We start from the raw sequence: 21,531 nt of genomic DNA, 5'->3' as shown, positions 1-21,531 counted from the left end.
ATGAGTGAATGGATAGACTTGGCGCGCGATGCCGCGCGTGCGGCGCAGGCTTACTCCAACGCCGTTCGAGAGGCCGTTCGGGCGCGGGTTGCATCCGATCCTGCTCTGATGTCAGCGGAGCAGCACGCGGTTCATGGCTTTGCGTGGATCGCGGCGACTGTTGCAGCGATGGAAGCGACGGTCGATTGGTGCGCCCGCGTGGAAGCTGTCGGGCAGATGGGGCCTATCGAAGAACTCACCCTGCGGATCGGGTTCGGCGAATATTGTGCGCAGCTTGCCAATGGCGTCCCAATGAGCGCCAGCGAAGTGGTTCGTCCCTACGCTCTTGGCATGGGTGATGCTGCACATACCCTCGGTAGCGATCCCGCGGTTGGACGTTTTTTCGCAGAGGGAAGCACGCCGGAAACGCGCGCCGACTTCACGCATCTGCTTGTAAGCGGTGCAAGGCCGAATGACAGTTTGGGCGATGAAACGCTCGACCTGGTGCGCGAGCAATTCCGCGCTTTCACCGCAGACCGCATCACGCCGCGCGCGCATCAATGGCATCTTGCCGACGCGCTTATTCCCGAGAGCATCATTGCCGAGATGGCCGAGCTCGGAGTGTTCGGGGTCTGCATTGACGAAAGCTATGGCGGGCTCGGCCTTGGAAAGCTCGCCATGTCGATCGTCTCCGAAGAGCTTTCTCGCGGCTGGATTTGCGCAGGGTCACTTGGCACCCGCTCGGAAATTGCAGGCGAACTGATCGGCGAAAACGGTACCGATGCGCAAAAGCAGAAGTTCCTGCCCGGCATCGCCAATGGATCGATCCTGCCCACGGCGGTCTTCACCGAGCCAGACACCGGTTCCGACCTCGCGAGCGTCCGCACACGCGGGCGGAAGACCGAGAGCGGACAGTGGCAGATCGACGGCGCGAAAACGTGGATTACGCACGCGGCGCGCACCGATCTTATGACGCTGTTGGTGCGCACCGATCCGGATCAGCCCGGCTATCGCGGGCTCTCGATGTTCCTCGCCGAAAAGGCGCGCGGCACGGATGAAGAACCATTCCCCGACAAAGGCATCGACGGCAGCGAGATCGAGGTGCTCGGCTACCGCGGGATGAAGGAATACGCACTCGGCTTCGATGGGTTTGCCGTGGCGAGCGGCGCGCTGCTTGGCGATGCCGAGGGGCAGGGCTTTAAACAGCTGATGCGCACTTTCGAAGGCGCACGAATCCAGACAGCTGCGAGGGCCATCGGCGTGGCTTGGAACGCCTTCGATCTCGCGCTCGACTACGCCGAGGGACGCAAGCAATTCGGCGAGCCGCTGACGCGCTTCCCCCGCGTGTCGGATAAGCTGGCCTTGATGGCGGTAGAGATCGTTATGAGCCGGGAGCTCACCTATTTCGCCGCGCGGCAAAAAGATCGCGGAAATCGCTGCGATATCGAGGCTGGCATGGCCAAGCTGCTGGCGGCTCGCACGGCGTGGAGCGCAGCCGATAACGCCGTGCAAATCCATGGCGGAAACGGCTATGCGCTCGAATACCCGATTAGCCGTGTCCTCTGCGATGCGCGTATTCTCAACATCTTCGAAGGCGCTGCGGAGATACAGGCGCAGGTTATCGGGAAGGGTCTGCTGTCGGCTCAGCGAAGCTGATTCCTGTTGCGGTGCAGCATGTTCATTGACGCCCGGGCCTGACGCTCTATGCCAGCATCATGCATTCCCGCATTGCTCTCGGTCCGCCGCCAACGCTTGCCTCGCTGATCGCGGAGCAGCCTGCCGCGCTGTTTTTGGATTTCGATGGAACACTGGTTGAATTGGCGCCGGGGCCCGATGCAATCGAGCCGCGCGCCGGATTGGCCCGCGAGCTTTCCAAGCTCGCGGATCGGCTGGAGGGGCGCTGCGCGCTCGTCAGCGGGCGCGGGGTTTCCGATATCGAACAGCATCTGGGGTCGCTCGACATTGCAGTGGCAGGCTCGCATGGATCGGACATGCGCCGCCGCGATGGTACGGTGCTTGGTCAGGGCGCCTTGAGCCTCCCGGCGGAGATCGACCACGAAATGCGCGCCTTCGCTACCAGCAACATGATCGATTATGAGGACAAGCCTCACGGGGCTGCGCTCCATTATCGCTCCAATCCCGAAGCTGGCGAGGCTGCTCGCTCGTTCGCCGAGCAATTGGCGGACCGGCATGGATGGGCTGCGCAGCATGGCAAGTCCGTGGTCGAGATTGTCGCCAAGTCCGCCAATAAAGGTGCTGCTGTCGCCGCTTTCATGGCGGAGGAACCTTTCGCAGGTGCGCGTCCGATTTTCATCGGGGATGACCTGACCGATGAAGCAGGTTTCTCCGCCTGCGCGAAGTTTGGCGGGGCGGGCATTCTTGTCGGCACGCGCCCCGGCACAGGTGCGCAATACTCTCTCCCCGATGTTCAATCCGTGCATGAATGGCTGGAATTATGACCGAAGAACGCCTCCCAAACCTTGAACTCTGGCCTGTTGGCAATTGCCAGGTTTCGGGCCTGATCGACCAGACGGGAGCGCTGGTGTGGGGCTGCGTACCGCGCGTTGATGGCGATCCTCTGTTCTCCTCGCTTCTGAATGGCGACCAGCGCGATGCAGGCATCTGGCGGTTTGAATTGGAAGGGCAGGTAAGCGCGAGCCAGGAATACATCCGCAACACGCCCAATCTGGTCACGAGGCTTGAGGCGAAAGACGGCAGCGCTGTCGAAATCCTCGATTTCTGCCCGCGTTATGAGCGTTCCGGCCGGATGTACCGCCCGGTTGCCTATGTCCGCATCGTCCGCCCCATCGCCGGCAATCCGCGTGTTCGGGTCGTTCTGAAGCCGGTCAAGAATTACGGGGCGCAGGTGGCTGAGACCACGCACGGAACCAACCACATTCGCTACCTTGTCGGTCCGCAAGCACTTCGCCTCTCAACCGATGCACCGGTGGGTTACATCATGGAGGGCCGCACTTTTCGGATCGAGAAAGACACGCACTTCTTTCTCGGCCCGGATGAACCCTTTGTCGGGAATGTCCGCGAGCAAGTGCGCTCGATGGAGCAGGCGACGCGCAAATACTGGCAGCGCTGGGTGCGGATGCTGGCGATCCCGCTGGAATGGCAAGAAGAGGTCATTCGCTGCGCAATCACGCTGAAGCTGTGCCAGCATGAGGAGACCGGCGCGATTGTCGCTGCGCTTACCACCTCCATCCCGGAGGCTGCGGATTCCGAGCGGAACTGGGATTACCGATATTGCTGGATCAGGGATTCCTACTACACGATCCAGGCGCTTAATCGGTTGGGTGCGCTCGATGTCATGGAGAAGTACCTCTCCTATCTGCGCAACATCGTGGACGGCGCGAGGGGAGGGCAGATCCAGCCGCTTTATTCGGTGATGGGAGAAAGCGAGCTCGACGAGACCACCGCAAGCTATCTCGCTGGATATCGCGGCATGGGACCGGTGCGCCGGGGCAATGCCGCCTACAAGCAGATCCAGCACGATTGCTATGGTCAGATCGTCTTGCCGAGCGTGCAGGGATTCTTCGACACCCGTTTGCTGCGCATGGCGGACAGCCATGATTTCGAGAATCTCGAGCAGGTCGGGAAGATGGCATGGGCGATGCATGATCAGCCCGATGCCGGCCTTTGGGAGTTTCGCACCCGGCAAGAGGTGCACACCTACTCAGCGGTAATGAGCTGGGCGGCTTGCGACAGGCTCGCCAACGTGGCCGAGCATATCGGCAAGACCGACCGGGCGAAGCTGTGGCGCGAGCGTGCGGATGCCATCCGCGAGAAGATCGAGGCCGAGGCGTGGAAGGAGAACGGGGAGGGCGGGCATTACGGTGCAAGCTTCGAAAGCGATTACCTCGACGCCAGCCTCCTCCAGATGGTCGAATTGCGCTTCCTTTCGCCGGAAAATGATCGTTTCAAACAGACCTTTGCCGCCGTCGAAGAGCACCTGCGCCGCGGCGACCACATGCTGCGCTATGCCGCCGAGGACGATTTCGGCGCACCCGAAACCGCTTTCAACGTGTGCACCTTCTGGCTGATCGAAGCGCTTCATCTCGCTGGACGGGATGCAGAGGCGTGCAAGCTCTTTACCACCATGCTCAGCCACACCACCCAATCGGGCCTGCTTTCGGAGGACCTCGACTATGAAACCGGTGAGCTTTGGGGGAACTTCCCGCAGACCTACTCGCTGGTAGGGGTAATCAACTGCGCCGGATTGCTGTCCAAATCCTGGAGTGAAGTGCGATAATCCACTTATGAGCCGCCCGTCATCAAGACTTGTCGTCATCTCGAACCGCGTCGCTGTTCCCAAAGCGCGCGGGGCGGCAGGTGCGCAGGGCGGACTTGCAGGCGCGCTGAATGCGGCGCTCAGGGATCGCGGCGGCCTGTGGTTTGGATGGTCCGGTCAGGAGAGTGAAGACCGCACTGGGAATATCAACGTCCAGCGCGGTGGAGGCGTAACTACCGCCACAATCGACCTCAGCACCCGCGACGTGGATGAATATTATAACGGCTATGCCAATTCGACGCTGTGGCCGCTGTTTCACTATCGCATCGATCTTGCCGAGTTCGAAAACGAGACCGGTCGCGGCTACGAGCGGGTGAACGAACGCTTCGCCGAAAGCGTCATGCCGCTGATCGAGGAAGATGACCTCGTATGGGTTCATGATTATCATCTGATCCCGATTGGTGACCGTCTGCGGGAGCTTGGCGCGAAAAACCGGATTGGGTTTTTTCTGCACACGCCGTGGCCACCAACACGGCTGCTGACTTCGCTGCCTTTCCATGAGCGTTTGGTTCGCACCATGCTGAGCTACAATCTCATCGGTTTCCAGACCGAGGAATGGCTATCGAGTTTCGTGCATTATTGCGAGACCGAGCTGGGTGCCGAGGTCGAAAAGGAAAGCGGGCGGATCACGCATGAGGGGCGCACCACAACGGCGCGCGCTTATCCCATCGGGATCGATTGGGATCACTTCCAGGAGCAGGGTGATAGCGGCGAGGCACGGCAGGCGACGCAGCGCCTGCTTTCCTCCACTCGTCATCGCACCGGCATGATCGGGGTGGACCGGCTCGATTACTCAAAAGGCCTGCCGGAACGGATCGATGGTATCGGCCGTTTCTTCGACCAGCATCCCGAGCGCGTGCGCGACCTCGTATTCATACAGATCGCCCCGCCGAGCCGTGAGGATGTCGAGAGCTACCAGAAAATCCGCGCCGAACTCGAACAGAAAACGGGGCAGATCAACGGGGCGCGCAGCGAGGTCGACCTGGTCCCTATTCGGTATGTAAACCAGGGATACAGCCACGCGGAACTCTACGGTTTTTTCCGAGGAGCGAAGATCGGATTGGTTACGCCTCTACGCGACGGCATGAACCTGGTCGCCAAGGAGTACGTTGCTGCGCAGGACCCCAACGATCCGGGTGTACTGATACTCTCGGATTTCGCTGGCGCTGCGCACCAGCTCGGATGCGGCGGCAATGGTGCGTTGCTCGTCAATCCGCATAGCCCGGATGCGCTTGCCCGCGCGATCGAAACCGCGCTCGATATGCCTCTAGGGGAGCGCAAGAGCCGCTATGAGGCGATGATCGAAACGGTGCGCGATGACAATGTCCAAGCGTGGACGAAGACGTTTTGCAGCGATCTTGCCACTGGTTGACTGCGTCCTCTAGACCAAGCGCCGCTCCAACGGGCTGCCCTCATCGAGAAAGCCAGCTTCGCGTGCCAGTCTTGTCTTCAGATCGAGATGCCCGAAGTCACCTCGCTTGGCCAAGACCCTATCGATCCGACTAATGAGCCCCGACGGTGTGAAAGGCTTTCGCAGATATTCCTGAGCCCCGGCATAGATGGCCCGGTCCTCGTCCGCTTCGCCGCTCATCGCGGTAAACATGATGACCGGTAGATCGTAGAATTTGGCTGAGCCGCGCAGTTTACGAAGCAAGCTGACGCCGGAGATGCCGGGCATGTCCTGATCCAGCAGCAGGATGTCGGGCCGTCTCTTCTGCATCAGATCCCAAGCTTCCTCGCCGCTCGTCACCCAGCCGCACGCGTGTCCTTCATCGATCAGCAAATCGCACGCCATCTCGGCGATCAGTTCGTCGTCGTCAGCGATGAGTACGTAAGCCATTGATGTGCCTTTGGATTATATGGAATGTCGGCGCGATGGCGATGTGGTTATCCGGAAGGTTACCTCTTTCGCCTTTGCAATGGGCTACGCATGGATACGTAGCGGGGCGTGGCCATTATTCGGCATCCGCGCATTCGGGCGGTTGTACGGGGCCCCGTGCACTGCCAAGTCTTTCGAGCAATGATTCGAGACACGAAAACCGGCCCGTTCCTCTCAACCGAGGCAATTCACAACCTGCGTGACTACGGCGGATACGCAGTCGCTGGCGGGGGGCGCGTCAAGACCGGGCTGCTGTTTCGATCGGGTCACCATGCCAAGGCGACCGAGAGCGATCTCGAAACTGTTTCCGGGCTGGACCTGAAACACGTGGTCGATCTCAGGGGAGACAGCGAGCGCGAACGCCACACCTGCCGGCGGCCCAAGGGTTTCGATGCCGAGGTGCTCTTCTTCGAAGGCGAGACGGCTGGCCTCGCACCGCATCTTGAAGCGGCAGAGGGCAGCGTCGATGCATCGACCGCTCACAAGGCGATGGTCGATCTGTACGGCGCTCTACCTGACCGAACCGGCCTGAACTCGGTCCTGCGCGACTATTTCACCGCCCTGGCATCGGGGACGGGGGCGAGTCTCGTCCATTGCGCCGCTGGGAAGGATCGGACCGGTATCGCGGTCGACCTCCTGCATCACATCCTCGGCGTGCATGCCGATGACGCGATGCACGATTACCTGCTGACCAATCATTCACCGCGCAATGAAGAGCGTATTGCGCATGGGATGGCGTTGATGGGCGGCAAATACGGTGCAAAAGATGAGGCGACTATGCGCGTTCTCATGGGCGTTGATGCGGAATTTCTTGAAGCCGCGCGCAAATCCATGACAGACCGGTTTGGTTCGACCGATGCATATCTGGAACAGGTTCTCGGGGTCGATGCTGCGAAACGTGAGCGGATCAAAGATCAGCTTGTGGATGCATAAGACAATCCTCTCCACCGCGAATTGAAGCGGCGCTGCCGAACGCTTAAGTCGGTGCTTCAGAACAACAGGAATTCGAAATATGGCCACCCATCGCACCAAGATGCTCATCATCGGCTCCGGCCCTGCAGGATATTCCGCTGCGATCTATGCCGCGCGCGCCATGCTTGAGCCGATCGTGGTCCAGGGACTTCAGCCCGGCGGTCAGCTGACGATCACGACCGACGTCGAGAATTACCCCGGCTTTCGCGACGTGGTGCAGGGGCCGTGGCTCATGGAAGAGATGAAAGCCCAGGCCGAGCATGTGGGAACTCGCATGATGTGGGACACGATCGTCTCGGTCGATCTCGAAAATGGACCGCCTTACAAGGCGATCGGCGACAGCGGCGATGAGTATATCGGCGATACGCTGGTGATCTGCACCGGCGCGCAGGCAAAGTGGCTTGGTGTGCCGGGTGAGCAGGAATTGGGCGGGAAGGGCGTGTCAGCCTGCGCAACCTGCGACGGTTTCTTCTATCGCGGCAAGAAAGTCGCCGTGATCGGTGGCGGCAATACCGCCGTGGAAGAGGCGCTGTACCTCACCAACCATTCGGACGATGTGACCTTGATCCACCGCCGAGATGAGCTGCGGGCGGAGAAGATCCTGCAAGACCGCTTGCTCAAACATCCGAAGATTTCGGCTTTGTGGAACAAGACCGTGACAAGTTTCGAGGCGGGCGAGGACGGCGCGCTGCATCACCTCGTGCTCGAAGACACCGTGACCGGCGAGACTTCGACACTGGAAGTGGACGGTGCTTTCGTCGCAATCGGCCACGCTCCCGCGACCGAGCTGTTCAAGGGCAAGCTGGCGATGGATGACAGCGGCTATCTCGATGTGGAGCCCGGCACTCCCAAAACGGCGCTGCCCGGTGTGTTTGCTGCCGGAGACGTCACGGATCACGTCTACCGGCAGGCGGTCACGGCTGCGGGAATGGGCTGCATGGCCGCGCTCGATGGAGAACGCTTTCTCGCAACCATGGAAGCCGCTTCAGCCGAGCCCGAAACCGAAGCGGCTGAATAACGCCCAGAGCGCTTTCCTAGGCGGAGAGGAAGGGGCTCTGATCAGCCCCCGCGCCAAACACGATCATGGCCGCGCTGACAATGAGCGCGATCAGTATCATACTAGACAAGGCGAACAGGACGAAGCGCACCATCACCTTGTTGGCGGTGACCTGAACGACGCTGTGGATCACGCGCAGCAGAACGTATAGCCATGCGAGGAAGGCGCTCATCCCGTCGCCCGCGCCCAGCAGCGCGAGCACGATTGCGACTGCATAGAACACGGTAGGTTGTTCATGGAGGTGATTGTAATTGTGCGCTTTCCACTGGACTTTGTTTGGCAGCTTCTGATCCAGCAGGCCAACGACCTGAGCATCGTCGGGCTGGATGTTCGCCTTGTTCATCGCGGGAATGCGGCTCGCATACATCCACGCCCACATGATCATCGTCCAGATCATCAGCGCGACTGCGGGTTGAAGGATATCCATTCCGATCATTTTCAGTTCCCGTAAGTGTTCAAGAGACGACGCTCGGGTCGGCGAACAGCGTGGCGATCACCGCGCGGACTGCCAAGACCACCAGCACGATTGAGCTCAGGAGGAACAGAACAAAGCGCACGGGCACCTTGTTCACGAGCACTTGCCAGAGTGAGTGCAGGATCCTGAGACCAACGTAGATCCACGCCATCAGAATGTCGAAAGTGCCTGATCCCATGAGCGCAAGCACTACTGTGACAGCATAGAACAGCGTGGGCTGCTCATGCAGGTGGGTGTGATTGTGCGCGGGCCAATTCGCCCGGTCCGGGATCACCCCTTCGAGATCGCCGCCGCGGACTCCTTCCTTTCGAGGGAGAACGGATTTGTCCTCAATCCTGGCAATCGCGCCGAAGCGCGATGGTATGATCCAGAACAGCATGATCAGTGTCCACAGCACCAGCACCGCTGCGGGCGCGAGCATTTGCGCTAGCATTGAAGTGATCCCCTCATTTCCTCGAAGCGTTTCCTGCGCAAACCACGATCGATTGTCAAACGCAACCGATCACCCATCGGCAATGGTCTCGGCGAAGCGCGCGGGATCGGCATTGCCGCCGGTGAGCATGATGACGGTGTCGCTGTCGACCGGCACCTTCCCCGCAAGCGCCGCGGCGAGCGCGGCTGCTCCGCCCGGTTCCAGCACCATGCGCAGATTGGCGAAGGCCCAACGCTGCGCACCCCGCACTTCGTCATCGCTGACCGTCACTCCCGGCTCCGCGCGCCCGCTCAGCATGTCGAGATTGAGCTGCTTGGTCACGTCGGGTTGCAACGCATCGCAGATCGTCCTGGGCGGATCGGCGGCCACGCGCACGAGCTCGCCTGCTTCCAGAGCCTGGCCGACCATGTCCCAGCCTTGGGGTTCGACGATGTGGATGGCGGCATTCGGGCAGGCGAGCGACAGGCCGACCGCCAGCCCTCCGCCGCCGCAGCAGGTGACGACGCGGCTCGGCTCACGCCCCAGCTGCCGGGCCGCTTCCAGCCCTGCGGTGCCCTGACCCTCCATCACCCATGGATCGCCGAATGCGTGGACGAGGGTACCGCCGCGCTTCTCGATCAGCTTCGCTGCAACCTCGTCGCGGTCTTCGCCCCCTTGGTCCTTGGGCGCGCGCTCGTAGAGCACGACCTCGGCTCCCAGAGCGCGCGTGTTCGCCAGCTTCACCTTGGGAGCATCGCGCGGCATGACGATGGTCGCCCTGATCCCGAGGCGCCTTGCCGCCCAAGCGACGCCTTGCGCGTGATTGCCGCTCGACACGGCGACGGCATGGTCATCCTGAAGGTTGCTCAATCGCCACCACGCGCCCCTGATCTTGAAGGCGCCGATGGGTTGCAGGTTCTCGCACTTCACGTGGCACCGCATGCCGTCGACCTCGACAGGCAAGAGCGGTGTCGGGGGGAGGGGGATCGCCCCCAGGCTCGCGAGCGCCTTTGCCACACCCTCGCTCGTCGGCTTGCGCAGTTCAGTCATCGATCTGGGTCGTCCTTTGTTGCGGGCCGGGGCGACCCGCGCCACCCAGCCAACCACCAGACATGGACCGCGTGTTACACGGTCCAGGGACAAGAAAATCTCCCGGAATTCCGCTATTTTCGCACCCTGACACGTGCGCAGCTGTTGGAAATGGATTTGCCATGATTCCGCTATGCCGAATTCGCGCCGCGTAGGAAACATCGGATCAATTGTCGTGGGTCCTGCATTGCCCTAATGCGCGCGCAAGAATCGAGTTTGAAAGGTCAAAGACATGTCGACAGTTCTGGTGATCGGGGCAGGGGGCGTCAGCTCGGTCTGCATCCACAAAATGGCGATGAACGCCGAGATATTCCCAGACATCCACCTCGCGAGCCGGACCAAGTCGAAATGCGATGTCATCGCCGACAGCGTGAAGACCCGCACCGGCGTATCGATCGAGACCTATGAGATCGACGCCGAAGAAGTCCCGGCGATGGTTAACCTCATCAAGAAAGTCGGCGCCACCCTCGTCGTCAATCTTGCGCTGCCGTATCAGGATCTGCCCATCATGGATGCCTGTCTGGAGGCGGGCGTGCACTATCTCGACACCGCCAATTACGAGCCCAAGGACGAGGCGAAGTTCGAATACAAATGGCAGTGGGCCTATCACGACAAATTCAAGGAAGCAGGGCTCATGGCCCTGCTCGGCAGCGGTTTCGATCCGGGCGTGACGAGCGTGTTCACGATGTGGCTCAAGAAGCATCGTCTGAAGACGATCCGCCAACTCGATATCCTCGATTGCAATGGCGGAGATCACGGTCAGGCATTCGCCACCAACTTCAATCCCGAAATCAACATCCGCGAAGTGACTGCGCCCGCGCGCCATTGGGAAAACGGCGAATGGGTGGAAACACCCGCCATGCAGGTATCCACACCGTTCGATTTCGAAGAGGTCGGCACGCGCCAAGCCTACCTGATGTATCACGAGGAGCTTGAGAGCCTCGCGAAGTTCAATCCAGAAATTGAGCGGGCGCGTTTCTGGATGACGTTCGGCGATGAATACATCAAGCACCTGACCGTGCTCCAGAATGTCGGCATGACCAGTATCGAGCCGGTGCGGTATCAAGGCAGGGAGATAATACCGCTGCAATTCCTCGCTTCCGTGCTGCCCAAGCCGGAAACGCTGGGCGAGACTACCAAAGGAAAGACCAATATCGGCGTCATCGCGACGGGCGAGGCGCTGCATGGTTCGGGCGAAAAGACGTACTACATCAACAATATCTGCAGCCATGAGGCAGCCTATGCCGAAACCGGCAATCAGGCCGTGAGCTACACCACCGGCGTTCCCGCCATGATCGGCTCAGCCATGATGTTCACCGGCACGTGGAGCGGTGAGGGCGTTTTCAACATGGAAGAAATGGACCCCGACCCCTTCATGGGAATGCTGAACGAACACGGTCTGCCGTGGAAGGTGAAGGAATTGGACGGACCGGTTTCATTTTGATTGAAACCTTTCGGACGATGCTTCGCTGGTGAAGTGGCGGGGACCACTTGAAACCAGGAATTGAACCGTGTCCGACATCGTAACGCTCATCAATATCTTCACCCCGAAAGAGGGTGATCTCCAGAACTTCGTCGACGCGCAGATCGCCGAATACCGCAGGCTCGATGGGAAGGTGGATGGCGCGATCTGGAACCGGCTTCATGTCAATCGCGAGAACGGGACTGCGGTAAATGTTGCGCTGTTCGAGAGCCGTGAAAAATACGATGCGTGGATCGATAGCGATCTGTTCGAAGAGCACATCGCCAAGATCAAGCCTTTGCTCGATGACGTGTCGCCAGCGCTTTACGAAGTATCCTACGATGCGTTTGGAGCTAAAGATGAGGCATTCCCAGCCGCGAATTGAAGGTTGAACCAGCCACCATGGAAACAAAAGCCGGCGATCCGGAAGTGTTGGATCGTTTCCATGTGATCTGACTCTCACGCAGAGCCATTCATGCCCGAGGCCTGGCCTAGGTTTCCCAAGCCGTCCTGAACGCATTCTGGACCATCGCGGCCTGATCCGGATCGGGATAGCTGTGCGCGATCCTTGCCAGCTGAAGCTCAAGGGCTTCTGCACCGTCCAATTGTTTCAATTGCTGCGCAGCGCTTTTCATGAGCGGCTCGTCTTGCTTTAGGGCGCCGAGGATCATCAGCGACATCCATGAATAGGGATAGCGCGGATTGAGTAGGGCAGCATCGCGCATCAGGTGTTCTGCCGCGTCCGTATCGCCCTGCATAAACCGGGCGAGGCCGCGCTGCAGCATGGGGAAGTATTTCCAAGGAAACAGCGGCGCGACGCGTGCGTGATCGTCCAGGGCCCGCTCGGCATCCTCGGGCCTGCTGTGATGGAGGTAGTGCCGCGCCAGATACAGGTTCGCGATCCAGTGGGCGGGCGCGAGATCGACGGCTTTCTCGGCCAGAGGCAACCCTTCGGCGGGGCGAGTGATCATGAGCAGGGCATGCGCGGTCCATGCGAGGACGGTGGGATCCTCCGGAGCCAATGCCAGCGCCATATCGCACGCCAAGCGGGCTTCTTCCGCGATCGATTGGTCCGCCGCGCCGCCCAGCTCATATGATGCTGCAAGGGCATTGGCGAGCGCGGCATGGGCGGCTGCGAAATCGGGCTCCATCGTCAGCGCGCTGCGGGCTTCTTCCACGGCGACCGAGAGGTTTTCGAGATTGATCCGCTGATAGGCTGCGTTCGCTCTGACCACCGCTTGCCAGGCGGACTGCGCGCGCGGCTCGCTGAGGGATGCGCGCGTCACCTCTTCGATGACGACTGCGCCGATCCGCCCGGCAATATCGAGGACGAGCGAGTCCGCTGGCAGGCCGCTTTCGAGGGCCCGGGGCTCGCCGCCATCGATCGAGGTCGACCATGCGAGCCGTCCTGTCGCAGTCTCGGTCAGGCTGCAATTTATGCGCAGCGTGTCGCCGCTCTGTCGCACTTCGATACCAGCGCGAAAGTCGGCGGGTTGATCGGTTGTGCCGGTTAGGACCACGATATCGCGATTGATGCTGAGCGCAGCAGCCACGTCCGCGCAAAGCAGTTCGGAAAAGTCGCTGCCTTTGGCCGCGTCTCCGCGAAACATTGCCTGCTCGAATTGTAACCGCGGAGGCGAGGCTATGCGATCTTGGCTCCGCGGCGGCGTGGAACCAGTCGGCGCGCCCTCTTCCAGCAGACGGTAGCCGACTTTTGGGATCGTTTCGATTTCGTAGCCGCCAACCTCAGCGGCGAGGCGCCGCAACCTTCCGATGCAGCGCTGGATTGCATCATCGCCGACGATGACGCCGTCCCAGCATTGCTCGACCATCGTGTCGCGGTCCACCGGTTCGCCCGCGCGGCTGGCGAGCAGGACGAGCACCTGCATCACCCGCGGTTCCAGCGAGACGCGCGCACCGTCTGCCTGGACGGCGCGCAGGGCCGGTTCGACGAGCAAACCGCCAAGTGTGAAACTGCTCGTCTTGGAGAGCTCGACAGTCATCGGGTTCTCATCGGCAAATCATCGGGCCTTCAACCTATCTGCGCGGCGCGGGGCAGGCAACAAGCGCGCATCTTCCGCAAAGCAATAAAGGGAAATGTTCGATGTTGGAATTTGTCGCGATACTCGTGGCCATGTTTGCCGTGTTCGCGGTGTTCGATGCCGTGCTGCCGGCTCGCCACCTGCCTGAGAAAAAGCTGTGGCGCACGCGCGGCGTCATCGGTTTTATGCTCTATTACCTGATAGCGTTCACCGCGCCGTTCGCGTGGGATGGTCTGCTGGCGCAGTACACGCTGCTCGATGGCTCTGCGCTGCCCTTATGGGCGCAGGTGGGCGGCGGATACCTGCTGTTCAACCTGTTCATGTACACCTGGCACCGCACGATGCACGGGAGCGATATCCTGTGGCGGCATCTCCACCAGATGCACCATTCCGCCGAGCGTGTGGACATCTGGAGCGCCTATTGGTTCCATCCGCTCGACATGACGGGATGGGCGCTGTTGGGCAGCCTCGTTTTCGTGGGCGTGTTCGGAGTATCGCCAGAGGCAGCCGTCATCATCAACCTGATAGGCAGCTTCATGGCGATGTTCACGCATTCGAACATCAGGACGCCGCATTGGCTTGGCTATTTCATCTCCCGGCCAGAGATGCACGCCGTCCATCATGAGCGCGGCGTCCACCGCTACAACTACGCCGACCTTCCGTATTTCGACATGCTGTTCGGCACGTATCGCAATCCGCGCAAGGCACCGGAAAAGGCGGGCATCGTGGACGGCGGCTCCGATCGAATCGGCGATCTGCTGATCGGTCGCAGCATCGGCTGATCTCGAAGGGTTTCGGGAAGCCTGACCCTGGCCCCTTGCGGCGTGCTTCCCATTGCGGAGGGTCCGGCCCGTGCGCATGCCGCGCGGGCCGGGCCTTTCGCTTTGACGACGGGGACACTAAGTGCAGGGGCATGGAAACAAAAGCCGGCGATCCGGGCGCGTTCGCCCATTTCGATCTCTCCCGTGTCGATAGCCCCGCTTTCGTCGTCGATGCGGCGAAGCTGCGCGCGAATTGCCAGATCCTCGCCGATATCCGTGACCGAGCGGCTGAGGATGGCGCATCGATCAAGGTGTTCGCCGCGCTCAAGGCGTTTTCGATGTGGTCGACCGCGCATATCATCGGCGAGTATCTCGATGGCGTATCCACCAGCGGCCTGTGGGAAGCGCGGCTGGCGTCCGAATTTTACGACGGTGAAATCGCAACCTATTCCGCTGCGTTCAAACCCGAAGAGCTCGACGAGATTTGCCGCTTGTCCGAGCATGTGATCTTCAATTCCCCCGGTCAGATGAAACGCGCCGCGCTGATCCTCGATCAGGCGGCGACCACGGGCGGCGATGTGTCGGTCGGCCTGCGCATCAATCCCATGATCGCAACGGGAGAGGTGCCGAAATACGATCCGTCCGCGCCGGGATCGCGATTGGGCTTTCCGCTGGATCAATTGACCGAAGAGGCGATGGAGGGCGTCGAAGGCATTCACTTCCACAATCTGTGCGAGCAGACCTTCGAGCCGCTGCGTGCAACATGGGACCGTGTCTTCGACGCGATTGAGCCGTGGTTCGGGCAACTCAAATGGATCAATATGGGCGGCGGGCACCACATCACCCGCGCCGATTACGAGCGGGATCAGCTGGTCGAGCTGCTGCGGGACGCCGCCGCCGATACCGGGGCGGAGATCATCATCGAACCGGGAGAGGCAATCGCGCTCGATGCGGGTATCCTTGTCGGGACACTGCTCGATATCGGGTTCAACGAAGTGCCGATCGGCATCACCGATATCTCCGCAACCTGCCACATGCCCGACGTGCTCGAGGCACCGTATCGCCCGGCCATGCTGGGCGAACTGACCGATGACAGCATTGCCATTCGCCTTGGCGGGCCATCGTGCCTCGCAGGTGATGTGATCGGAGATTACCGCCTTCCCGTTCCCGCAGAGGCGGGTGCGCGCTTCGCGTTCCTCGACCAGGCGCATTATTCCATGGTGAAGACGAACACTTTCAACGGCGTGCAGCTTCCGAGCATCTGGCTGTGGGACAGCGAGACCGACGCGCTCGAATGCGTCAAACGCTTCGATTACGAGGATTTCCGCAATCGCCTGAGCTAGCGCTCGCATGATACGGAACTTTTGCGCGCCGCGCGATTTGATCTTGCGAGAGCCCGCAGACAGACTATATGCGCGCTTCCGCTGCCCCAAGGGACACTTTTCACCGCAAGGCAGCCTCAAAAGCTAAATCTTCTGGGGGTCCCTTGAATTGCACACTTACCCTGACGCCCGATATCCTGACGCGCGCTCCGTAGCGCGGGCCCTCCAGCCCGACGAGCCGGTCATCCTCAATCGTCCGCACGCCGCCAAGCGTGCGGCAGAGTTCTTCGTTGGCAAGTTTCCGGGCAAGGTGCTGTACGCGGTCAAGGCCAATCCTGCGCCCGATCTAATCGAAGTGCTGTGGGACGCAGGCGTCACGCATTACGATGTCGCCTCGATCGCCGAAGTGCGGCTGGTGCGCGGCGTCCTGCCCGATGCGACCCTGTGCTTCATGCACCCGATCAAGACGCGCGGCGCGATCCTCGAGGCGTATCACACGCACGGCGTCAAAACCTTCAGCCTCGATACGCTGGAGGAGCTGGAAAAGATCGTCGAGGCATGCCGCGACCCGGAAACGGGCGAGCCGGCGAGCGATCTGCGCCTGTGCGTGCGGCTGCGTGTGTCGTCCGAATATTCGGAACTGTCGCTCGCCAGCAAGTTTGGCTGCGATCTCCTGGAGGCGCCGGAATTGTTGCAGCAAGCGCGCCAGCATTGCGACTGGCTGGGCGTGTGCTTCCATGTCGGCAGCCAGGCGATGACGCCGTTTGCTTTCGTCCAGGCGCTCGATCGCACCCGTGCAGCCATTGCCGAGGCTTCGGTCGTGATCGACATGATCGATGTCGGCGGAGGCTTTCCGAGCATCTATCCCGAAATGGAACCGCCTCCGCTCGAGGACTATTTCGCGATCATCCACCAGCATTTTTATGCGCTGCCGATCGCCTACAATGCCGAGCTGTGGTGCGAGCCGGGAAGGGCGCTGTGCGCTGAATATTCCAGCATGATCGTGAAGGTCGAACGCCGCCGCGGCACCGAGCTTTACATCAATGACGGTGCTTACGGTGCGCTTTACGATGCGGCGCATGTCGGCTGGCGCTTTCCGGTAAACGCGCTCGAAGACGACCTGCTCGATGGGCTGGAGGACTTCGCCTTTTACGGACCGACCTGCGACGATGCCGATTACATGGCAGGGCCCTTTCCGCTGCCGGGCGATATTCAAGCGGGCGATTACATCGAAATCGGCATGCTCGGCGCCTATGGCGCAGCGATGAAGACCGGGTTCAACGGCTTTGGCGATGCCGAATGCGTCGTGGTCAGCGATGAGCCGATGCTCAGCCTGTTCAATGGAACGCGCGTGCGCGAGCCGAGCGACAACGTGGTGAGCCTGCGCTAGCTCTTGCCCGCCTCTTGATTTGCTGTATTACTACGGTAAATCACGAGGAAGAGTTGCTATGAAAACTCCGAAGCTCCTGCTTGTCATAGCCGGCATGCTCGCCTTTCCCGCTGCCGCTCAAAGCGATGACGGCGCGGCGGAACCGGTCGAAGTCATGGTTCTGGGTATGTATCATTTTGCCAATCCCGGTCTCGACGCGGTCAACATGGAAGTCGACGACGTCCTCGCGCCGAGACGGCAGAGGGAAATCGAAATTCTCGCCGCAACTCTCGCCGAATGGCAACCGACCAGGATTGCCGTCGAGAACGAAGCCAGCGCGCCATCGTTCGAACTCGATGGCTACGCCGAATATGGTGACTTGGTGACCTCCCAGCGATCCGAGAGCGTACAGGTCGGATACCGGGTGGCACGCATGCTCGGCCACGAGGCGGTGTTTGGTTATGACGAACGTGGCGGACCCGATGAACCCGACTACTTCCCCATGGGAAAGGTGATGGAATTCGCCAAGGCTGCGGGCCAGGACGGTTTGATCGAGGAACTGCTTGCCGAACTGCAAGAGACAGTGGCCGCCGAGCAGGCGAGATTGCCGGAACAATCGATCGCAGAATCGCTCATCTTCCATAACCGCGAGGATATTGTCGGCGCGCAGCATGACCGGCTTTACTATTCGCTGCTTTCAATCGGAAACGGTAATGAACAGCCGGGTGCCGAACTCAACGCGTATTGGTACATGCGCAATGCAAAGATGTTCGCAAAGCTCGACATGATCGCTGAACCGGGAGACAGGGTACTCGTTCTCGCGGGGAGCGGGCACGCAACCTGGTTGAAGCACTTCGTGCGGAGGATGCCGGGCTACGAGCTCGCCGATCCGCTGCCGCTTTTGCAAAAAGCCGCAGCGCTTTCGGAGGATACTGAGCGTTAGAATTGCCATGCTATTGAGAATCAATTGCGGGCATAAATGAGATGGTGTATCGCTGATTTCCAAGGAGTAAAGCATGCCCATCGATACCATAGCCGTTGCTACCGATTTCAGTTCGCGTGCCGACCGCGCCATCGATCGCGCCCGGCAATTGCGGCAGAGCACCGGCGCGAATTTGCGCTTTATTCACGCGACGTCGCTCGCCGAAGATGATCCGGCCGATATCGCCGCTCTGACCCAGAGAATGCGCCTCACGACCGGCCTTGATGACAAGGAAGATGGCGTCGAATTCGTTTTCCCCGCCGGCTCGCCGCCCGCCGCCATCGCCAATGCATGCGAGCGCGACGATATCTCGATGCTGGTCATCGGCCCGGCGCGATACAACACGCTTGGCGACTTCTTCCTTGGCACGGCGGTCGATTATGTCCTGCGCAATATGGCGAAGCCTGTGCTGGTGGCGAAGATGCGCGCCAATGGGCCGTATCGTCAGATCGTCGCCGGTACCGACTTTTCCGTCGGTTCCGCTCATGCGATCCTTACCGCAGCCAGAATGTTCCCCGAAGCGGCCATCCATGTCGTGCATGCGTGGCACGTTCCCTTTCAGGCGTGGCAAAAGGACAGCTATGTCGCCGAAGAGGTTGAGAAAGCCGAGCTGCAAAACATGAAGCAGTTTCTGGCACGGCTCAAAGAGCACGAAGCACGGCTGGGCGATGCAACCTACGAGCTCGTGATGAGCAATGCGAGCGAGGCCATTCGCCGCGGGCTCGAACTCGATCCGTCGGCGCTGGTCGTACTTGGCAGCCATGGAGCCAGCGGGTTCCGGCAAGCCGCGATCGGCAGCGTCACCAGCGATCTGCTGCGCGCGATCGAGGCCGATACGCTGGTGGTCAACACGAAGGATGCCGAGGTCTGAGAGAGCCAAAAGGCCCGGGTCAGGCTGCCACCTTGATCGCCCGTTCTTCCCGACGCCGATCCACCCGCGCGATGAGGCGGTTGCGCCCTTGCTCCTTTGCCTCGTACAGCAGCGCATCCGCTTCGCGCAGCACTTCGCGCAAGTCGCGGTCGCCGGTTACCATCACGAGGCCCGCGCTCGCCGTGACGATCAATCCGGGCTGCACATCGGTGGCCTGTTCGCTGATCGCCTCGCGCAGCGCCTCGGCCTCACGCGCGGGATCGTCGCTGAAGAAAAGCACTGCGAATTCCTCACCGCCAAGGCGTGCAGCAAGACCGGATGCCGCCCCCAGCGCATCGGCGGTGTGAACCAGTACCCGGTCGCCGATATCGTGGCCGAAAGTGTCGTTGATCGCTTTGAAACGATCGAGATCGAACAGCGCAAGCGCGGTCACATCCGGGCCGTAGGCGTTCTCAAGACCGCGCCGATTGGCAAGGCCCGTCAGCGGATCGGTTTGCGCCAGGGCAAGCAGCATTTCCTCGCGCATCTCCGCGCGGTCACGCTGGCGCCGCAGTGTCATGAACCTGTCGGTTATGCCGAGAGCGGTCACCACAAATTCGATGCCGAGGCTCACGAACAGCAGCGTGAGGAACTGGGGCAGAGGATTGCCGGTCGCGATATGGTAGGGGAGATTGACGATATTGAGCGCGAGGATCGGAGCCCATCCGGCCAATTGAAAGCGCGCCGTGCGGCTCTTGCGTCTCACCGCAACCGCAACGCTCACGATGAGCAGCACAAGGATGCCGAGATAGGCGACGAGCCGGCCGAAATAGTAGGCTGCCGGCGGTTCGGTCATCCAGAAAACCGGTGCAAACATGAGCGCGAAAGGGAACGCCCAGAACAGCGCCCGCCGGAGCCGGTCCGGTATGGCGTCAGGCTCGAGATAGGCTGCGAGAAAGGGCCCGACGAGCGCGACCATCAGGTCGAAGGCGAAATAGCCGATCGTATGGCGCGCCATGCTGTCATGTTCGAAGAACGGGCCAAGATAGACCGGCGAAAGCATCAGCGCGAGAACGCCGATGGCGATGCACCGAGCGGAATACCAAAGAAGGTAGCGCTGGCGCAGCACGCCGAAGGACGCGGCGCTGAAAACGCATGTGAGCAGCACCACGCCCAGGAACAGACCGGCAGTCAGGCCGGACCAATTTACGCTCAGGAATTCCGCCGAGAACATTTTCTCGTGGAATGTGTCCCACGCATCGAACTTCCAGTTGATTTCCATCTTGAATTGCGCCCCGCGACCCCTTCAGCGGGGATAGGCCGGGCGCGTTAAGATAGGGTAAGCGTTGGCCGGAAATCCCGCCCTTTCAGTCTTTGCGGATCGGATCGCGGCTTACGCCAACTCGAGAGACCAAGGCATTGGAAAACATAAGATAGTTCGATGCCTTCGCCCTAGCCGAAAGGCGCGTTGATGAAGGCGATGAGGCGTTCGTCGTCATCGAGCACGTCGACGATTTTCCGGATGACGTCAAAGCCGTTGGCGCCGTTGGTCAGGATCACCATGCCGCGCCTCGCATCGGGGTCGTAAAGCGCGAGCGTCCTTTCGCCGTGATCGCCGCCGGAATGTTCGAAAATCCGGCGGTCGTCCCATTCGTAAATGGTCCAGCCAAGGCCCCATCCCTGGCGCACAGGGCAGAAATCGGCGCGTTCTTCGCCCTTGCAGGCGGCGCGGTATCGCACGTCATCGGCAATCGAAAACTGCTGCGCGCGAAGCTCCTTCGACACGTCATCGCCTTCGAAAACCGAAAGCATGAAGTTCGCATATTCGCGCGGGGTGGTGCGTAGGTCATCCGATGCAGAGGGCTCACGGCGCACGACGTTATAAGGGGCCTCACCCGCCTTGTATGGCACGGCGAGTCGGCCCGGAAAATCACTGCTGAGTGTATAGGACGTTGTCGGCATATCGGCAGGCTCGAAAAGGTACGTTTCGGCAAGCTTCTCAAAGTCTTCGCCAGCGGCGGAGGCGGCGGCTTTCATCATCCACTCATAACCTTCGCCCGAATAGCCGACCTCGGTATCGGGATCGCGCAGGAAGCGCAGTGTGCCCTCTGTTTCGTATCGCCAATTGGGAAAGCCGGTCTTGTGCCGCATGACGAGAAGCGGCGTCAGCTGCGCGCTCCTCGGATCGTCGGCCACATCCTCCTCGACGTGATGATCGATAAGAGGCGTGTCGAGCGCGAAGCGCCCCGCGTGCACCAGCCGCATGACCACCTCCGCGGTGATCGGCTTCGTCAGCGAGGCGACATTGTAGAGCGTCTTGTCATTGGCCGGATAGCCCCAGGATTGATCACCGAAATGCGCGACAAAGCTGATGGCGCCGTCTTCGATATAGGCAATGCCGACGCTTGGGACGTCGTGCTGAGCGAGCCAGAGCGGGACCTTCTTGGTAAGTTTGGCCTGTCGTTCGGCTGCGCTCGTGACGGCGACCTCCTGTGAGAACGCACCCTGCGGAACAGCGTGTGCGAGCGCCGCCGCTGCGGCTGGCGCGAAATACCGAAACATATGAACCCCTCCGATAAGCCT

At 60.8% G+C, this 21,531-nt stretch carries 20 protein-coding genes; 13 read left to right on the top strand and 7 right to left on the bottom strand.

Annotated features, from left to right (window positions below):
* From IB285_RS07595 to IB285_RS07580, 4 genes are read left to right on the top strand one after another with little or no spacing between them, the layout of a single operon-like run.
* Positions 1-1,635 (top strand): acyl-CoA dehydrogenase family protein, encoded by a 1,635-nt coding sequence (locus tag IB285_RS07595; protein ID WP_190787612.1) that lies wholly within the window; start codon positions 1-3, stop codon positions 1,633-1,635.
* A 59-nt stretch (positions 1,636-1,694) separates the two neighbouring features.
* Positions 1,695-2,438, top strand: a complete 744-nt coding sequence (gene otsB, locus IB285_RS07590) for a trehalose-phosphatase (RefSeq protein WP_190787611.1) — start codon at positions 1,695-1,697, stop codon at positions 2,436-2,438.
* On the top strand, positions 2,435-4,237 hold the full coding sequence (locus IB285_RS07585) for a glycoside hydrolase family 15 protein (protein WP_190787610.1): 1,803 nt from the start codon (positions 2,435-2,437) through the stop codon (positions 4,235-4,237). The genes otsB and IB285_RS07585 overlap by 4 nt, the downstream gene beginning before the upstream one ends.
* Positions 4,238-4,244: 7 nt before the next feature.
* Complete coding sequence (locus IB285_RS07580; protein WP_190787609.1) at positions 4,245-5,648, top strand: alpha,alpha-trehalose-phosphate synthase (UDP-forming); 1,404 nt, start codon at positions 4,245-4,247, stop codon at positions 5,646-5,648.
* Positions 5,649-5,657: 9 nt separating this feature from the next.
* On the opposite strand, the gene IB285_RS07575 is transcribed toward IB285_RS07580, so the two are convergent.
* A complete protein-coding gene (locus tag IB285_RS07575; RefSeq protein ID WP_190787608.1) occupies positions 5,658-6,116 on the bottom strand; it encodes a response regulator in 459 nt (152 codons plus the stop codon).
* Between the two features lie 180 nt (positions 6,117-6,296).
* Here IB285_RS07575 and IB285_RS07570 point away from each other — a divergent pair, with 180 nt between their 5' ends.
* Together IB285_RS07570 and trxB are read left to right on the top strand one after the other, a co-directional pair.
* Positions 6,297-7,088: a tyrosine-protein phosphatase gene (locus IB285_RS07570; protein ID WP_190787607.1), complete on the top strand. Its 792-nt coding sequence runs from the start codon at positions 6,297-6,299 to the stop codon at positions 7,086-7,088.
* Positions 7,089-7,167: 79 nt separating this feature from the next.
* Complete coding sequence (gene trxB / locus IB285_RS07565; RefSeq protein WP_190787606.1) at positions 7,168-8,145, top strand: thioredoxin-disulfide reductase; 978 nt, start codon at positions 7,168-7,170, stop codon at positions 8,143-8,145.
* A 16-nt stretch (positions 8,146-8,161) separates the two neighbouring features.
* Here the strand turns inward: trxB and IB285_RS07560 are convergent, their stop codons facing one another.
* From IB285_RS07560 to IB285_RS07550, 3 genes are all read right to left on the bottom strand, one after another.
* Positions 8,162-8,620: an MAPEG family protein gene (locus tag IB285_RS07560; protein WP_190787605.1), complete on the bottom strand. Its 459-nt coding sequence runs from the start codon at positions 8,618-8,620 to the stop codon at positions 8,162-8,164.
* 19 nt (positions 8,621-8,639) lie between these two features.
* Positions 8,640-9,092, bottom strand: coding sequence for an MAPEG family protein (locus IB285_RS07555; RefSeq protein WP_190787604.1), 453 nt, complete (start codon positions 9,090-9,092; stop codon positions 8,640-8,642).
* A gap of 69 nt (positions 9,093-9,161) precedes the next feature.
* Complete coding sequence (locus tag IB285_RS07550; protein ID WP_190787603.1) at positions 9,162-10,121, bottom strand: threonine ammonia-lyase; 960 nt, start codon at positions 10,119-10,121, stop codon at positions 9,162-9,164.
* Between the two features lie 271 nt (positions 10,122-10,392).
* Here IB285_RS07550 and IB285_RS07545 point away from each other — a divergent pair, with 271 nt between their 5' ends.
* On the top strand, positions 10,393-11,604 hold the full coding sequence (locus tag IB285_RS07545) for a saccharopine dehydrogenase family protein (RefSeq protein WP_190787602.1): 1,212 nt from the start codon (positions 10,393-10,395) through the stop codon (positions 11,602-11,604).
* Positions 11,605-11,671: 67 nt separating this feature from the next.
* Positions 11,672-12,007 (top strand): antibiotic biosynthesis monooxygenase family protein, encoded by a 336-nt coding sequence (locus tag IB285_RS07540; protein ID WP_190787601.1) that lies wholly within the window; start codon positions 11,672-11,674, stop codon positions 12,005-12,007.
* 106 nt (positions 12,008-12,113) lie between these two features.
* Here IB285_RS07540 and IB285_RS07535 read toward each other — a convergent pair whose 3' ends face one another.
* Entirely contained in the window at positions 12,114-13,625 is a 1,512-nt protein-coding gene (locus IB285_RS07535) for a winged helix-turn-helix domain-containing protein (RefSeq protein ID WP_190787600.1), read from the bottom strand.
* 101 nt (positions 13,626-13,726) lie between these two features.
* Here IB285_RS07535 and IB285_RS07530 point away from each other — a divergent pair, with 101 nt between their 5' ends.
* The 5 genes from IB285_RS07530 (at position 13,727) to IB285_RS07510 (ending at position 18,969) form a co-directional block, all read left to right on the top strand.
* Positions 13,727-14,446, top strand: coding sequence for a sterol desaturase family protein (locus IB285_RS07530; protein ID WP_190787599.1), 720 nt, complete (start codon positions 13,727-13,729; stop codon positions 14,444-14,446).
* A 131-nt stretch (positions 14,447-14,577) separates the two neighbouring features.
* Positions 14,578-15,768, top strand: a complete 1,191-nt coding sequence (locus IB285_RS07525) for a carboxynorspermidine decarboxylase (RefSeq protein ID WP_190787598.1) — start codon at positions 14,578-14,580, stop codon at positions 15,766-15,768.
* Between the two features lie 148 nt (positions 15,769-15,916).
* Positions 15,917-17,137 (top strand): type III PLP-dependent enzyme, encoded by a 1,221-nt coding sequence (locus tag IB285_RS07520; protein ID WP_190787597.1) that lies wholly within the window; start codon positions 15,917-15,919, stop codon positions 17,135-17,137.
* A gap of 58 nt (positions 17,138-17,195) precedes the next feature.
* Positions 17,196-18,059, top strand: a complete 864-nt coding sequence (locus tag IB285_RS07515) for a DUF5694 domain-containing protein (RefSeq protein ID WP_190787596.1) — start codon at positions 17,196-17,198, stop codon at positions 18,057-18,059.
* 73 nt (positions 18,060-18,132) lie between these two features.
* Entirely contained in the window at positions 18,133-18,969 is an 837-nt protein-coding gene (locus IB285_RS07510) for a universal stress protein (RefSeq protein ID WP_190787595.1), read from the top strand.
* A gap of 19 nt (positions 18,970-18,988) precedes the next feature.
* Here the strand turns inward: IB285_RS07510 and IB285_RS07505 are convergent, their stop codons facing one another.
* Both IB285_RS07505 and IB285_RS07500 read right to left on the bottom strand, forming a co-directional pair.
* A complete protein-coding gene (locus IB285_RS07505) occupies positions 18,989-20,230 on the bottom strand; it encodes a GGDEF domain-containing protein (RefSeq protein ID WP_190787594.1) in 1,242 nt (413 codons plus the stop codon).
* 170 nt (positions 20,231-20,400) lie between these two features.
* The gene (locus tag IB285_RS07500) at positions 20,401-21,510 is read right to left on the bottom strand and encodes a serine hydrolase domain-containing protein (protein WP_190787593.1); all 1,110 of its coding nucleotides are present in this window, start codon (positions 21,508-21,510) and stop codon (positions 20,401-20,403) included.
* Between the last annotated feature and the right edge of the window lie 21 nt (positions 21,511-21,531).

The organism is Erythrobacter rubeus (assembly GCF_014705715.1).
Taxonomy (GTDB): domain Bacteria; phylum Pseudomonadota; class Alphaproteobacteria; order Sphingomonadales; family Sphingomonadaceae; genus Erythrobacter; species Erythrobacter rubeus.
The sequence above is the reverse complement of the archived record's forward strand: the minus strand, read 5'-3'. Positions and strand labels throughout refer to the sequence as shown.

Bases quoted from the DNA above. Each gene is read 5' to 3' on its own strand.
- IB285_RS07595 (WP_190787612.1), top strand. From the start codon at position 1: ATGAGTGAATGGATAGACTTGGCGCGCGATGCCGCGCGTGCGGCGCAG.
- otsB (WP_190787611.1), top strand. From the start codon at position 1,695: ATGCATTCCCGCATTGCTCTCGGTCCGCCGCCAACGCTTGCCTCGCTG.
- IB285_RS07585 (WP_190787610.1), top strand. From the start codon at position 2,435: ATGACCGAAGAACGCCTCCCAAACCTTGAACTCTGGCCTGTTGGCAAT.
- IB285_RS07580 (WP_190787609.1), top strand. From the start codon at position 4,245: ATGAGCCGCCCGTCATCAAGACTTGTCGTCATCTCGAACCGCGTCGCT.
- IB285_RS07575 (WP_190787608.1), bottom strand. From the start codon at position 6,116: ATGGCTTACGTACTCATCGCTGACGACGACGAACTGATCGCCGAGATG.
- IB285_RS07570 (WP_190787607.1), top strand. From the start codon at position 6,297: ATGATTCGAGACACGAAAACCGGCCCGTTCCTCTCAACCGAGGCAATT.
- trxB (WP_190787606.1), top strand. From the start codon at position 7,168: ATGGCCACCCATCGCACCAAGATGCTCATCATCGGCTCCGGCCCTGCA.
- IB285_RS07560 (WP_190787605.1), bottom strand. From the start codon at position 8,620: ATGATCGGAATGGATATCCTTCAACCCGCAGTCGCGCTGATGATCTGG.
- IB285_RS07555 (WP_190787604.1), bottom strand. From the start codon at position 9,092: ATGCTAGCGCAAATGCTCGCGCCCGCAGCGGTGCTGGTGCTGTGGACA.
- IB285_RS07550 (WP_190787603.1), bottom strand. From the start codon at position 10,121: ATGACTGAACTGCGCAAGCCGACGAGCGAGGGTGTGGCAAAGGCGCTC.
- IB285_RS07545 (WP_190787602.1), top strand. From the start codon at position 10,393: ATGTCGACAGTTCTGGTGATCGGGGCAGGGGGCGTCAGCTCGGTCTGC.
- IB285_RS07535 (WP_190787600.1), bottom strand. From the start codon at position 13,625: ATGACTGTCGAGCTCTCCAAGACGAGCAGTTTCACACTTGGCGGTTTG.
- IB285_RS07530 (WP_190787599.1), top strand. From the start codon at position 13,727: ATGTTGGAATTTGTCGCGATACTCGTGGCCATGTTTGCCGTGTTCGCG.
- IB285_RS07525 (WP_190787598.1), top strand. From the start codon at position 14,578: ATGGAAACAAAAGCCGGCGATCCGGGCGCGTTCGCCCATTTCGATCTC.
- IB285_RS07515 (WP_190787596.1), top strand. From the start codon at position 17,196: ATGAAAACTCCGAAGCTCCTGCTTGTCATAGCCGGCATGCTCGCCTTT.
- IB285_RS07510 (WP_190787595.1), top strand. From the start codon at position 18,133: ATGCCCATCGATACCATAGCCGTTGCTACCGATTTCAGTTCGCGTGCC.
- IB285_RS07505 (WP_190787594.1), bottom strand. From the start codon at position 20,230: ATGGAAATCAACTGGAAGTTCGATGCGTGGGACACATTCCACGAGAAA.
- IB285_RS07500 (WP_190787593.1), bottom strand. From the start codon at position 21,510: ATGTTTCGGTATTTCGCGCCAGCCGCAGCGGCGGCGCTCGCACACGCT.